A 13,716-nucleotide genomic window follows, 5' to 3' on the forward strand; every position below is an offset into this window, starting at 1 on the left:
GACTCGGTTAGCATCAATGCGGATTCGATAGGTAACGAGATGATTTCTTTGAAACGATGGCGTTTATTCCCGCGTTCCCTGCGGCAATTAGTAATTATGGCGTTCTTGTTGGTGCTGCTACCGCTGCTGGTACTGGCCTATCAGGCTTACCAAAGTCTGAACATGCTGAGCGAACAGGCTGCCGATATCAACCGGACAACGCTGGCGGATGCCCGCCGCAGTGAGGCGATGACCAGCGTGGCGCTGGCGATGGAGCGTAGCTACCGGCAATACTGCGTATTGGACGATCAGACGCTGGCAACGCTCTACCAGAACCAGCGTAAACAGTATTCGCAAATGCTGGACTCTCACGCGCAGGTGTTGCCCGATCCCCGCTATTACCAAACACTGCGGCAACTGCTTACTCAGCTCGGTGAGATACGCTGCCATAACAGCGGCCCGGAACAAACCGCATCGAGCCTGCTGGAGGGTTTTTCTCGCGCGAACGGACAGATGGTGCAGGTGACGCGCGACGTTGTTTTCTCTCGCGGGCAACAGCTTCAGCAGGCTATTTCCGAGCGCGGCCAGTTCTTCGGCTGGCAGGCGTTGCTCTTATTTCTGGTCAGCGTGATGCTGGTGGTCCTCTTTACGCGGATGATTATCGGCCCGGTTAATGGCGTAGAGCGGATGATCAACCGCCTTGGTGAAGGCCGTTCGCTGGGGAACACCAGCACGTTCAAAGGCCCGCGTGAGATTCGGACGCTGGCGCAGCGCATTATCTGGCTGAGTGAGCGTCTGTCCTGGCTGGAATCGCAGCGGCATGAATTCTTACGCCATATCTCCCATGAACTCAAGACGCCATTGGCGAGCCTGCGGGAAGGCACTGAGCTGCTTGCCGACGAGGTGGTTGGCCCACTGACTGCCGACCAGAAGGAGGTCGTCGCTATTCTCGATAGCAGCAGCCGCCACCTGCTACAGCTGATCGATCAACTGCTGGACTATAACCGCAAACTGGCGGATACACCGACCGAGCTGGAACGTGTTGAAATCGAAGAAATCGTCGATATCGTCGTGTCGTCCCACAGTCTCCCCGCTCGTGCCAAAATGATTCATACCGATGTGGCATTGGACATTGGGCACTGCTGGGCGGAGACGACGCTGTTGATGCGAGTGATTGATAATCTCTATTCCAATGCGGTGCACTACGGTAAGGAATCCGGTAACATTTGGATTTATAGCCGTCAGATTGGCAATCGCGTTCAGATTGATGTCGCCAACAGTGGTACGCCCATTCCCGACGCAGAGCGGGGTATGATTTTTGAGCCCTTTTATCAGGGAAGTCACCAGCGTCGTGGTGCGGTTAAAGGAAGCGGGTTGGGGCTGAGCATTGCGCGTGATTGCATTCGTCGTATGCGTGGTGAGCTTAGCCTGATTACCGTGGACTATGCTGATGTGTGTTTCCGTATCGAGCTGCCCTTATTGTCCGATAACGAATAGTCCGATAACGAATAAAGTCTGAGAATGAATAAATAATGAATGCATGGTTTATGAAGGGATGGTTTACGAATAGCGTATTTTCCCGCCTTTTGAAGGCGACGCTTATGTCGTCGCCACTCGTTTTAGCGGCGTGTAATAGCCATGTGAACCATGGCTCGGCCTTGCTGGAAGCAGAAACTGCCCCACCGAAAGAGCAGGTTGCGGATTTCCGTATCGCACAATGTGAACACCTGTGGCAGATAGACGATCGTGAATCCATGAATAATGCGCTTTACTGGTTGCGTGCGATGGACTGTGCCGGACGTTTGACACAATTCCAGGCTCGTGAGGAAGCCGGGCTGGTTGCGGGGGATAGCTGGGATAGCGCGTTTAAGCAGGGCATTCTGTTGGATAATGCCGGTATTACTCAGGTTGAGCGGCGTCAGGTGCTGGAACAGATCAATCTATACCGTTTGGCTTTCCCTGCGGCGCTGCGTCCGCTGATGCAAACCTGGCGTGACAGACAAACGCTGTTTCTGGCGCTGTCGGATGAACGCCTGCGCTATAAGCGTTTACAGGAATCCAGCGACAAACAGCTGGACGCCCTGCGTGTCCAGCAAAATCATCTGCAATACCAGTTAGAAACGACCACGCAGAAACTGGAAAACTTGACGGATATTGAACGTCAACTGTCGTCGCGTAAGCAACTGTCGGGAGAAATGCCGGATAACGATACCGATCGTCGTAGCGGTACAGGTGTTAGAGACGGTTCGCGCAATTCGACAACGAAATCCAGAAGTGAGCCAGTGGATGCGGATGATACCTATACGCCGCCGATGGAATCGCATACGGACAAACCGACGACGAAGAAGGAGTCAACAAGACAATGACAGCCCGAAAAACGGCGAGTTTATTGCTCGTGGATGATGACCCCAGTCTGCTGAAGCTATTGGGTATGCGCCTGACCAGCGAAGGATTTAGCGTGATGACAGCGGAGAGCGGCCAGGAAGCGCTGCGGTTGTTAACGCGTGAAACGTTCGATTTGGTGATCAGCGATCTTCGTATGGACGAGATGGATGGCATGGCGCTATTTTCCGAAATTCAGCGCTATCAGCCGGGGATGCCGGTAATCATTTTAACCGCTCACGGTTCTATTCCCGATGCCGTTGCCGCCACGCAGCAGGGAGTATTTAGTTTCCTGACGAAGCCTGTTGACCGTGATGCGCTTTACAAAGCGATAGATGAAGCACTGGCGCTATCCGCGCCAGCAGGTGATGAAAGCTGGCGTGAAACTATCGTGACGCGCAGCCCGATTATGTTACGCCTGCTGGAACAGGCCAGGATGGTTGCACAGTCGGATGTTAGCGTGTTGATTAATGGTCAGAGCGGAACCGGGAAAGAGGTGCTGGCTCAGGCCATTCATGCGGCAAGCCCGCGTGCGAAGAAAGCGTTTATTGCCATTAACTGCGGCGCGCTGCCGGAACCGCTGCTGGAATCTGAGTTGTTCGGTCATGCGAAAGGCGCTTTTACTGGTGCGGTGAGCAGCCGTGAGGGGCTTTTTCAGGCGGCGGAAGGCGGTACGCTGTTTTTAGATGAAATCGGCGATATGCCGCTGTCTCTGCAAGTTAAACTGTTACGCGTTCTGCAAGAGCGAAAAGTCCGCCCGCTGGGGAGCAACCGCGATCTGGATATCGACGTGCGGATTATTTCCGCCACGCACCGTGACTTGCCAAAGGCGATGGCGAGAAACGAATTCCGCGAGGATCTGTATTATCGGCTCAACGTGGTGAATATGAAGCTGCCTGCGCTACATGAGCGTGCCGAAGATATTCCTCTGCTGGCAAATCATCTGCTGCGTGAATCTGCTAACCGCCACAAGCCTTTTGTGCGCACCTTTTCAACCGATGCGATGAAGCGCTTGATGACGGCAAGCTGGCCGGGTAACGTGCGTCAACTGGTGAATGTCATTGAACAGTGTGTGGCGCTGACCAGCGCGCCAGTCATCAGCGACGCGCTGGTTGAACAGGCGCTGGAAGGTGAAAACACGGCGCTGCCAACCTTTGTTGAAGCGCGCCACCAGTTTGAACTTAACTATCTGCGAAAGTTATTACAGATCGCAAAAGGTAACGTGACGCAGGCTGCGCGAATGGCCGGGCGTAACCGAACGGAATTCTATAAACTGTTGGGCCGCCATGAATTGGATGCCAACGATTTTAAAGACTAGCGTTGATAGAATTGGCAGCACGCCTGCAGCGTGATGCGGGGTGGGTATAGATTGTCTGCCTGAGTTCTGACATGCTGCTTATTTGCTGATGCTCGGCTTTGGCCGCAACATAGATAACACAAAGGTTCCTCCATGAAGAAAATTGATGCGATTATTAAGCCGTTCAAACTGGACGATGTGCGTGAAGCGTTAGCTGAAGTGGGCATCACAGGGATGACGGTAACGGAAGTTAAAGGCTTTGGTCGTCAGAAAGGCCACACCGAGCTGTATCGCGGCGCAGAATACATGGTCGACTTTCTGCCAAAAGTAAAAATCGAAATTGTCGTGGCGGATGATATCGTCGATACCTGTGTAGAAACTATCACGCAGACCGCGCAGACGGGGAAAATCGGCGACGGTAAAATCTTTGTCTTTGATGTCGCGCGTGTAGTCCGTATTCGTACCGGTGAAGAGGACGAGGAAGCGATTTAATCGCGTCTCACCTTGCGTTGTTCCTTTTTCGAAGCCAGCCTGATGAGGGCTGGCTTCTTCACATTTACTTCTACTCTACTTCTACTTCCCTTTCGGCGCGGTAGGCACCCAGCCTGCCAGCACTTTGTCTGCTGTATATTCTGCTGCTTCCGCGTCGCTTAACTGGCGGCGCTGATCGTTTTTCTCTGCGCCTTTTCCGCTGGATTTATACTCGAAAAAGCGTGAGTCCTGCGGATGGAACCAGATTTTCTCGCCTTGTTTATCTTTGCCGGACATTTTGTCCCAGCCATAGATGTGGTCGTCCATGCTGGTGTTCAGGAAGACGGTCTGGCCGATAGCGTTAGGGTCGGCATAACGGCCATCTTCAAAGGTGGTCGTTGGATGCCAAGGACGACCCAAACCATAGCTTTTCGCCGGGACGTCTTTCTCTTTAATCACCCGGCTATTGGTAATGACCAGGCCATATTTTTGCTTAATGTCGGTGCTGGGGGCGGTGAGATAGCCGAGAGGCTGATCTTTCACGTCGGTACGGTTGCGCGCAACGATGTCGCAATCGTCAAAGAGTGCGGTACCGTTGCCAAAGATGAAATCAACGGTGCCACTGATACGGCATTGCGAGAAGAAGCTGCGCCCACCTTTCACATATAATGTGTCCTGATAGCCCGTCAGGCTGACATCATGGAACCATGCGCGATCGCTATTTTCAGCAACCAGCAGCGCAACGGCCTGCGAGTCTTTTAGCTTGGTGGGGTCGTCATTGGCTTTGGCCTGATTGGCCGGGTAATCGAAATCATTGCTGATGGTCAGAGAACGGGCGCTGAAATCGGGAGCATCGACCTTCACCGTGTTGCTGCCATAGGTTCCCCATTTACTGCCATCGGGTTTGAGCGTGCCGGCTGCGGTTGTCGCGGTGATCACGGTGCCGTCACGGCTTTCGCCCTGTAGATGAATGTTAGGGCGTGTAATGGTCAGCCGCTCGTGGTAGACGCCATTTTTCACATAGATAACAAACGGCGAGCTGTCTGCCGGTGCGCTGGCGATGGCTTCTGTAATGGTTTTGTAGGCGTTGGCGTCCCCTGCATTGGTGGAAACGAGAGCATTGTAGTCGGCTGCCTGCGCTAACGACCACGGTGAGGAAATTAGCATAGCTAAGGTCAGCGTTTTGCAGAGGTTTGAGGCTTTTATCATGTCCAGAGTCCTGTAATCGGTAAGGGAGGGGTTGTAACGCGCGGCAATGTGGCACCGCGCGGTTCTGTCTTATCGTTTTTCCTGACTGATAACTACTTGTGTTTGCTGACCGTTTTTTCTGCCAGCGACGCTAACGCAGGTTCTTGTCGGATGGCGTCAGCGACAATCTCTGCTACGGCGATAGCGCCTTTTTTCTGAAAATGGGTGGTATCTGGTTTGCTCAGGCTACCTGCCTGATCGCGATAGTAAGGATATTTTTTGGGATCGATCACCAGCCAATACTGTTTCCAATGATCGCTGTTACCCTGGTTCGCTAGAGCGATAGTGGCTGGTTCAATGTCCAGCAACACGACCTTATTATCTGCTGCCGTATCTTTGATGGTCTGGCTGTAATCGCCGACAAAGGCATAACCGTTTTCCGCGTTTTGTTTGGTGAAGTGGCTGTGTACCGCTGGCGTGCCGTTTTTGCCTTCAGCCGTTTTTACTCGGGTGGTTGGGGTAAGCAGAACCGGTGTGAGTTTATGCTGGCGGGCAAAGGTGATGTAACGCTCCAATGATGTCTGGAATGACATATCGGCTTTTCCCTGTGGCGCCTGTTTTTTCCCTGCCGCATCGTTCGGGTAAGTACAGAGGTTAGCGACGTCAGCAGGGCCACGTACCGCTTTTGCACTGTTGCAGTTTTGATCGTTATGTCCCATTTGAATAAACAGGAAATCGCCTTCCTTCATCAGTGGCTGCATCTGGCGGAACCAGCCTTCGTAAAAATAGTCGCGTGAACTACGTCCGGCACGTGTGCCATTCACCACTTTGACGCCGCTGTTTTTACTGAACTGCTGTTCAAAAACCTGCCCCCATCCCATACGTGGGAAGCGCATTTTTTCATAGGTTGCCGCAGTTGAGTCGCCGACGATGAAAATGCGGGTTTGTGCTTTCTGGATTGCGTCCAGACTCTGGCGAGCAGAACGATAATCTAACGGTTCATAATCGCCTTTATTATTCAGGCCGACAATCGGATGGAATGCGCTGTCAGTCAAAACGGTATGGCCGGAGTAGCCCGTGTCGTTGTGATAATTGCGGTTATGGTTAATGACGCTGACGATTTTGGTGACGGCTTCCTGTTGAGCGGCAGAGTAGGTCAGGGGATCGAAACGTGTGGGGGCACTGATGCCAACCTGTTTTAGCGCGTCATTAAAACCGGCATGAAAATCGGCGTAGGCTTTTTTCCATTCTGCGGCGTCCATTTTTGGCGATGCCGTATCGTCCGTGAGCTGCTGTGGACCAATGTAGCCTGCGGCTACCGCGATATCGGAGGTGATGCGGTCAGTCAGCGGGTTGATATTGGCGATATTTTCTTTACCGTCATGCATTGAAGGGGCGACGGCGGACAGGCAGATTGCACGGGAGATATTATTCAGCAGGCAATTATTGCCGCCGGACTCGATGGCTAAAAGACGTAACGGCGGTGTCAGACCCGAGATATCAAGATGATATTTTCCTTGATCATCGGTCTGTGTTTGCCGCTTCTGGCCCTGCTGGTCTCTGATAATGATGGTGGCAGGTAGGTGGATATCCCGTGCGGTGACATTACCCGATAAACCGGTTTTTTCACCCAGCGTTGAACCCGATAGCCATTTCGCGCTCTCTGGCGCGGCGGTCTGGTGTGCAGCGGCGGGGGTTTTAGCATTTACCAGCGTGAAAGGGGCGGAAAGTATCAGAGCTAAAGCCACACTTTCTGAAAAACGTTTTGCCATGGTTAGACATATCCCTTGTTGATTAATCGAAAACAGTTAATGAACCCAAGCGTTGTCAAAGGAAGGTCGCTGTTTTTTATCGTTCTTGTCACGGCCTTTAGAGAAAACGTCGGGGGCTTTATTGTGCACCCAAGCCGATTCAAGGGCGATGCCTAAACGCAGGTCCTTTTTGGTGAAATAACTATTCATTAAAAATGAAATGTTATTTTAATAAGGCGTGTTTTTTTGTGACCCACCTCTTTTTTAGCGGAGCGCTCGTGTGTCAGCACATAAAATTGTGATCGGTAAAGTATTTTTGGGAAGGGGGACTGTCTGAAAAATGAAAAAAGGCCGCAAAAGCGACCTTTGGGTTTGATCCGTTATCAATGAGGGTTAGACAACTTTATGCGGACCAAAACATTCGTAATGTAGCTGCTCAGCCGGGATCCCGATTGCCAGCAATTGCTGTGCAACAAACTGCATGAACACCACGGGGCCACACAGGTAATAGCGCATATCTGGCGTGGCCAATTCATCTTTTAGCGAGGCCAACTGCATCAATCCACTGTGATGGTAATCTTCGCCAGGGCGATCGGCCTGCTGTGGTTCGCGATACCAGATGTGATGCTGGAACTGCGGCAACGATTCTCCCGTTTGTTTGATTTCATCCGCAAACGCATGCGCAGTGCCGTTCTCTGCTGCGTGTAGCCATAACACCTTCGCCTGATGATCCTGTTGTTTTAGCGTATGCAGCATACCCAGCATAGGGGTTTGCCCGACGCCGCCGGAAATCAGGGCTACGGGTGTAGAAGCGGGGATATCAAGGAAGAAATCGCCGTGCGGAGCCGCCAGATGAATGATGTCGCCTTCGCGCGCGGTATCATGCAGATAGCCGGAAACGGTGCCTTGCGCTTCACGTTTAACCGCAATTCGGTAGGATTTCCCATTTGGCGCATGGGTCAGAGAGTATTGGCGAATCTCCTGATTGGCAAAACTGTCATGTTTGACGTAAACCGCCAGATATTGACCTGCTTGAAAATCAGCAATAGGTTGGCCGTCGGTGGGTTCCAGCGTGAAGCTGGTAATGACGGAACTTTGCGGCTGCTTGTTCACAATGCGGAAAGGTCGCACGCCGCTCCAGCCGCCGTTTTTCGCTTCAGTGCTGCGGTAGATATCGCCTTCGCGCTGGATGAAGACATTCGCCAGCACGCCATAGGCTTTACCCCAGGCGTCCAGCACCTCCTGTCCTGGGCTAAACATTTCATCCAGCGTTGCCAATAAATGATTACCCACGATCTGATACTGATCGGCCTGAATGTTAAAGCTGGCGTGCTTCTGGGCGATACGCTCAACTGCAGGCAGCAGCGCGGCCAGGTTTTCGATATTCGTCGCATAAGCACAAATAGCATTGAACAACGCTTCCCGCTGATCGCCATTGCGCTGGTTGCTCATATTAAAAATATCTTTGAGCTCAGGATTGTGCGTAAACATGCGATCGTAAAAATGTGCGGTCAGTTTCGGGCCGGTTTCCGCCAGCAGAGGAATGGTCGATTTAACAATGGCGATAGTTTGGTTATCCAGCATGGTGACTCCCTATTTATTGGTATGACTTATAAGTTGTATTTTATATGCATCTTATTGGGTTTGTCCGCCGCTGTAAATTACCTTTTTGGTGGTAGGGGTTTTTAGGGAGGGCTAAAGGGAATAACATGAAGAAATAGCAGGTTGAGAATGAAGAAAAATCCGTTTAACACCGTACAGCTCATATTTGCTGAAGCCTTGTGCTGCCTGTAGCTAATCGTTTGCGTAAAAACCTCTGTCAAGACCTATCTTCATTAGGGAAAAACGGTTTACACTATACGCCATTCCCCAAGAGGGTTGCCCAATTCCCAAATGGGCCATCAATTCCCAGTATATTTATGTTAGCTGAGTCAGGAGATCCGGATGTTAAAGCGTGAAATGAACATTGCCGATTATGATGTCGACCTGTGGCAAGCAATGGAGCAAGAAGTGGTGCGTCAGGAAGAGCACATTGAACTGATTGCGTCAGAAAACTACACCAGCCCACGCGTTATGCAGGCTCAAGGGTCTCAGCTGACGAACAAGTATGCTGAAGGTTATCCGGGCAAACGTTACTACGGTGGCTGTGAGTATGTGGACATCGTTGAGCAACTGGCTATCGACCGTGCGAAGGCGCTGTTCGGTGCCGATTATGCCAACGTACAGCCGCACTCTGGCTCTCAGGCTAACTTTGCTGTTTACACCGCGCTGCTGCAGCCGGGCGACACCATTCTGGGGATGAACCTGGCGCACGGTGGTCACCTGACGCACGGTTCTCCGGTTAACCTGTCGGGCAAACTGTATAACGTTATTCCTTACGGTATCGATGAAAGCGGCAAAATTGACTACGACGAAATGGCTGAACTGGCGCGTACGCACAAGCCAAAAATGATCGTCGGCGGTTTCTCTGCTTACTCTGGCGTGGTTGACTGGGCGAAGATGCGTGAAATCGCTGACAGCATCGGCGCTTACCTGTTTGTCGATATGGCGCACGTTGCAGGCCTGATTGCCGCTGATGTTTACCCTAACCCGGTTCCTCATGCTCACATCGTGACCACGACGACGCACAAAACACTGGCTGGCCCACGCGGTGGCCTGATTCTGGCGAAAGGCGGCGACGAAGAGCTGTACAAAAAGCTGAACTCTGCTGTTTTCCCTGGTGGCCAGGGGGGGCCGTTGATGCACGTTATCGCGGGTAAAGCGGTTGCGCTGAAAGAAGCCATGGAGCCTGAATTTAAGGTTTATCAGCAGCAGGTCGCGAAAAACGCCAAAGCGATGGTTGAAGTCTTCCTGTCACGTGGTTTCAACGTCGTTTCTGGTGGAACCAGCAACCACCTGTTCCTGCTGGATCTGGTTAGCAAAAACCTGACCGGTAAAGAAGCTGATGCTGCGCTGGGTCGTGCGAATATCACCGTAAACAAAAACAGCGTGCCTAACGATCCGAAGAGCCCGTTCGTGACTTCTGGTATCCGTATCGGTACGCCAGCGGCAACCCGTCGCGGCTTTAAAGAAGCGGAAGTGCGTGAACTGGCTGGCTGGATCTGTGATGTGTTGGATAACATCAACGACGAAGCGACCATTGAACGTGTGAAACAGAAAGTTCTGGATATCTGCGCCCGCTTCCCGGTTTACGCATAATTCGGCATTTTCTCTGACATCACTGTCGGAACACTTCCTAAACGCCAGCCTGTGTGCTGGCGTTTTTTATGGCGTACCATCCCTGGCCGCCACCCTACGGGCCGTCGCAAGCGACGTTGAAAAACGTTCCCCACGTTTTTTTATAGCGCGCCATCCTTGGCCGCCCCCCTGCGGGCCGTTGCTGACGCAACGTTAAACATTTCTCCCGGAAATTTTTTATGGCTGCCGATCGGGTCGATACCGTCATTCACGTTTCATCGCGAATAACGCGTTGCGCCGCCGCATGCTCTCTGACACAGTAACCGGCAAAAAAGAGTAACCAGAAAAAAAGAATCGCCAGCAAAGTGCGTGGATGCATTTTCAGTGGAAAATGCTAAACATCGCGTTTGCGACGATTCGTCGGATGGTGAACGGGCGTGTTCGTCATCGAAAGGGAGACATCATGGTTTTGCAATCGACGCGCTGGCTGGCGCTGAGCTATTTCACTTACTTTTTTTGTTATGGCGTTTTCCTGCCGTTTTGGGGCGGGTGGCTGAAAGGCGAGGGGCTGTCCGCCGAGTCGATCGGGATGCTGCTGGGGGCGGGTCTGGTGGCGCGCTTCGTCGGTAGTTTGGTCATCACGCCCAGTGTGAAAGATCCGTCCAAACTGATTACGGTATTACGTGGACTGGCGTTACTGTCACTGGAGCTGGTCGTTGGTTTTTGGCTGGGTAATGCCTGGCTGTGGCTGATGATAGTGATGATTGGGTTTAACCTGTTTTTCGCGCCGCTGGTGCCGCTGACCGATGCATTAGCAGCAACCTGGCAGCGGCAGATCGTGATGGATTATGGCAAGGTGCGGGTTTGGGGGTCGATAGCGTTCGTTATCGCCTCTGCGGCGACGGGGGAACTGGTCGCTATCTGGGGACATCCCGCGATTCTGGCGATTCTCAGTGCGGGGCTGGCTGTCATGCTGTTAGGCATGCTGCTTCGCCCCAGCGTGATGCCGCAAGCCGCAGCGTCGACGGCACAGTCGGTTAGCGTGACGCCGTGGAAAACCTTGCTGACTGAGCCTGCGGTATGGCGTTTCCTGCTTTGTGTATCCCTGCTACAGGGCGCGCACGCGGCTTACTATGGTTTCAGCGTTATTTATTGGCAAGACTCAGGCTATTCCGCCTCAATTATCGGCTATCTCTGGTCATTAGGTGTGGTCGCGGAAATTGTCATCTTTACCTTCAGCCAGCGTCTGTTTCGGCGCTGGAGCGCCAGACAGCTTCTGCTGCTCTCAGCCGTGTGTGGCGTGGTGCGCTGGGGGTTAATGGGCTCGACGGTGGCTCTGCCGTGGCTGATTGTGATACAGATATTGCACTGTGGCACGTTCACTGTGTGCCACCTGGCCGCGATGCGTTTTATCGCGGCACGTTCTGGTGGTGACATTCTGCGGCTACAGGCGTTGTATTCCGCGCTGGCGATGGGGGGCAGTATCGCGGTGATGACGATGGTATCCGGCTTCCTGTTTGAGCATTTACAGGGCGGCACGTTCTGGGTGATGGCGCTGCTGGCGGTGCCGGCACTGTTTATCCGGCCTTCTGTCAGCCACCGTGCTGCGGTCGAAAAGGTCTAATAACGTGGTATCTACTGTCAAGATAACGTAGTGTGGTAAAAATAATGTTACATTATAACGCTTTGAAACGCGGGTACGGACAGATAACGTTGCTGATGACAGGCTTGGCATTCGTCCAACCCGTTTTCGCTCACCCACACAGTTTTATTGATATGCAGACGACAGTTGAGAGCCAGAACGACCACATCACCGGTTTACGTATGCAGTGGACGATGGATCCTATCACATCGGCCGATTTGCTGTATGACGCAGGAAAGGCGAAAACCGATTCTGAAATCTGGAAAAAGCTGGCGGCGGAAGTCATGGCTAACGTGTGGGGGCAGCACTATTTCACCGATATTTATCGTGATAATCAGCCCGTGAAATATACGCTGCTGCCAACCGAGTATCACCTTTCCCGCAAAGGCAATCAGGCGGTCCTGGAATTTGTACTGCCGTTGGCACATCCACAGCCGCTGGCCGGAAAGCCTTTACTGATCTCGACTTACGATCCTACCTATTTTGTCGATATGTCCTATCAAAATGATAAGGCTGTGAAGCTCGCGCCTGAGCTAGCCTCGCGCTGTAAAACGACGCTCGTCACACCAGAACCTAACGCTGAACTGCAATCCTATGCGCTATCGCTGGATAAGAATGATGCGCCGGATGAAGATATGGAGCTGGGGAAACAGTTCGCACAGCGGGTGACATTGCAATGTCAGTGAATCTCGGCTCGCTACCGCGCCGGCGCCCGCTGTTGAATCGACTGCGCGATCTGTGGCCGCTGTGGCTCTTTTTGGCGCTGCTGGCCTCGGCGCTGCATTACATCGTGGGGTACTGGCCGCAAATCCTGTTGCAAAGCGCGATCTGGCAGAAATCGCTGCATCAGCAAATGGCGCACCTGTTGCAAATGGTGGAACAGCAGCCGCATCAAGCGGGGCTGAGTCTGATGATATTCAGTCTGGTCTATGGCGTGCTCCACGCCGTTGGGCCAGGGCACGGTAAAGTGGTCATCATGACCTATCTGGCGACACACCCGTCGAAGCTGAAAAGCAGCCTGAAGTTGACGTTTGCCGCGTCGCTGGTTCAGGGACTGATGGCGGTAGCGCTGGTGACCGTGGTTTTAGGGATCTTACAGTTATCCAGCCGAACGTTGCACAACAGCAGTTTCTGGATGGAAAAAGGAAGCTTCGTGCTGGTCGCGGGGTTGGGGCTCTTGCTCTGTTTCCGCGCATTGAAACAGCTGTACACCGCCCTCGTACAGCAGCCTAAACCTGCGACTATTTTGCGTGTCACCCAGCTTAACGTACCAACGGATAGACGTATGAGGCTTCGCCCGGCGCCTGTGCTTTCCCATTCTTTGCATCAGCACGATGACAACTGCGGCTGTGGGCACCGCCATCTTCCCAGCAATGAGGAGCTTGAGCGTGATAGCAGCTGGCGTACGCGCTTGATGATTGTGCTGGCGATGGGAATGCGCCCCTGTTCAGGCGCTATTCTGGTGCTGCTCTTCTCTAAAGTGATCGGCGTCTATCTGTGGGGCGTGGCCTCTGCGTTGGTGATGGCTGCCGGAACGGCGATCACGATCTCGGCGCTGGCTGTGTTGGTTTTTTACTGCCGTCGCATCGTTGAGCGTTTAGGGGCAAATCGTGCATCGCCCGTATGGCAGCGAGCGACGTTTTCTCTTCTGGCTTTTGCTGGCGGGCTGATTTTGGTTGGCTCCGGCATCCTGCTTTACCTCAGCGCACAGCCCGCGATGATGGGCGGTATTCGGCCATTCTCCGGCTAATTTTACCTTTTATTAACGTCGCGCTAAAAACCCATTGCTTCCGATAATCACGGCAGGATATCATTTCAATAATGATAAC

At 52.8% G+C, this 13,716-nt stretch carries 11 protein-coding genes; 8 read left to right on the forward strand and 3 right to left on the reverse strand.

The window, feature by feature from the left end; translation table 11 throughout:
• Positions 1–39: 39 nt before the first annotated feature.
• From AB8809_RS06120 to glnB, 4 genes are all read left to right on the forward strand, one after another.
• On the forward strand, positions 40–1,476 hold the full coding sequence (locus AB8809_RS06120) for a HAMP domain-containing sensor histidine kinase (protein WP_015841224.1): 1,437 nt from the start codon (positions 40–42) through the stop codon (positions 1,474–1,476).
• A 35-nt stretch (positions 1,477–1,511) separates the two neighbouring features.
• Complete coding sequence (gene qseG, locus AB8809_RS06125; protein WP_349855883.1) at positions 1,512–2,345, forward strand: two-component system QseEF-associated lipoprotein QseG; 834 nt, start codon at positions 1,512–1,514, stop codon at positions 2,343–2,345.
• Entirely contained in the window at positions 2,342–3,679 is a 1,338-nt protein-coding gene (gene glrR, locus AB8809_RS06130; protein WP_349855882.1) for a two-component system response regulator GlrR, read from the forward strand. The genes qseG and glrR overlap by 4 nt, the downstream gene beginning before the upstream one ends.
• 132 nt (positions 3,680–3,811) lie before the next feature.
• Positions 3,812–4,150: a nitrogen regulatory protein P-II gene (gene glnB, locus AB8809_RS06135; protein ID WP_015841221.1), complete on the forward strand. Its 339-nt coding sequence runs from the start codon at positions 3,812–3,814 to the stop codon at positions 4,148–4,150.
• An 81-nt stretch (positions 4,151–4,231) separates the two neighbouring features.
• Here the strand turns inward: glnB and pemA are convergent, their stop codons facing one another.
• From pemA to hmpA, 3 genes are all read right to left on the reverse strand, one after another.
• Entirely contained in the window at positions 4,232–5,338 is a 1,107-nt protein-coding gene (gene pemA / locus AB8809_RS06140; protein WP_180779490.1) for a pectinesterase PemA, read from the reverse strand.
• 92 nt (positions 5,339–5,430) lie between these two features.
• Positions 5,431–7,089, reverse strand: coding sequence for a pectin acetylesterase PaeY (gene paeY, locus AB8809_RS06145; protein WP_181829124.1), 1,659 nt, complete (start codon positions 7,087–7,089; stop codon positions 5,431–5,433).
• Between the two features lie 372 nt (positions 7,090–7,461).
• Positions 7,462–8,652 carry an NO-inducible flavohemoprotein gene (gene hmpA / locus AB8809_RS06150; protein ID WP_349855881.1) on the reverse strand — a complete coding sequence of 397 codons (1,191 nt, stop codon included), beginning with the start codon at positions 8,650–8,652 and terminating at the stop codon, positions 7,462–7,464.
• A 360-nt stretch (positions 8,653–9,012) separates the two neighbouring features.
• Between hmpA and glyA the strand changes: the two genes are divergently transcribed.
• From glyA to AB8809_RS06170, 4 genes are all read left to right on the forward strand, one after another.
• Positions 9,013–10,266, forward strand: coding sequence for a serine hydroxymethyltransferase (glyA, locus tag AB8809_RS06155; RefSeq protein ID WP_349855880.1), 1,254 nt, complete (start codon positions 9,013–9,015; stop codon positions 10,264–10,266).
• 442 nt (positions 10,267–10,708) lie between these two features.
• Entirely contained in the window at positions 10,709–11,869 is a 1,161-nt protein-coding gene (locus tag AB8809_RS06160; protein ID WP_349855893.1) for a 3-phenylpropionate MFS transporter, read from the forward strand.
• A gap of 44 nt (positions 11,870–11,913) precedes the next feature.
• Positions 11,914–12,573, forward strand: a complete 660-nt coding sequence (locus AB8809_RS06165) for a DUF1007 family protein (protein ID WP_349855879.1) — start codon at positions 11,914–11,916, stop codon at positions 12,571–12,573.
• Complete coding sequence (locus AB8809_RS06170; RefSeq protein ID WP_349855878.1) at positions 12,564–13,637, forward strand: nickel/cobalt transporter; 1,074 nt, start codon at positions 12,564–12,566, stop codon at positions 13,635–13,637. Before AB8809_RS06165 ends, AB8809_RS06170 begins: the two co-directional genes overlap by 10 nt.
• Positions 13,638–13,716: the final 79 nt, after the last annotated feature.

It is taken from the genome of Pectobacterium aroidearum, from assembly GCF_041228105.1.
GTDB classification, from domain to species: domain Bacteria; phylum Pseudomonadota; class Gammaproteobacteria; order Enterobacterales; family Enterobacteriaceae; genus Pectobacterium; species Pectobacterium aroidearum.

Bases quoted from the DNA above. Each gene is read 5' to 3' on its own strand.
- hmpA (WP_349855881.1), bottom strand. From the start codon at position 8,652: ATGCTGGATAACCAAACTATCGCCATTGTTAAATCGACCATTCCTCTG.
- pemA (WP_180779490.1), bottom strand. From the start codon at position 5,338: ATGATAAAAGCCTCAAACCTCTGCAAAACGCTGACCTTAGCTATGCTA.
- AB8809_RS06120 (WP_015841224.1), top strand. From the start codon at position 40: ATGATTTCTTTGAAACGATGGCGTTTATTCCCGCGTTCCCTGCGGCAA.
- AB8809_RS06165 (WP_349855879.1), top strand. From the start codon at position 11,914: ATGTTACATTATAACGCTTTGAAACGCGGGTACGGACAGATAACGTTG.
- paeY (WP_181829124.1), bottom strand. From the start codon at position 7,089: ATGGCAAAACGTTTTTCAGAAAGTGTGGCTTTAGCTCTGATACTTTCC.
- AB8809_RS06160 (WP_349855893.1), top strand. From the start codon at position 10,709: ATGGTTTTGCAATCGACGCGCTGGCTGGCGCTGAGCTATTTCACTTAC.
- glrR (WP_349855882.1), top strand. From the start codon at position 2,342: ATGACAGCCCGAAAAACGGCGAGTTTATTGCTCGTGGATGATGACCCC.
- qseG (WP_349855883.1), top strand. From the start codon at position 1,512: ATGAATGCATGGTTTATGAAGGGATGGTTTACGAATAGCGTATTTTCC.
- AB8809_RS06170 (WP_349855878.1), top strand. From the start codon at position 12,564: ATGTCAGTGAATCTCGGCTCGCTACCGCGCCGGCGCCCGCTGTTGAAT.
- glnB (WP_015841221.1), top strand. From the start codon at position 3,812: ATGAAGAAAATTGATGCGATTATTAAGCCGTTCAAACTGGACGATGTG.
- glyA (WP_349855880.1), top strand. From the start codon at position 9,013: ATGTTAAAGCGTGAAATGAACATTGCCGATTATGATGTCGACCTGTGG.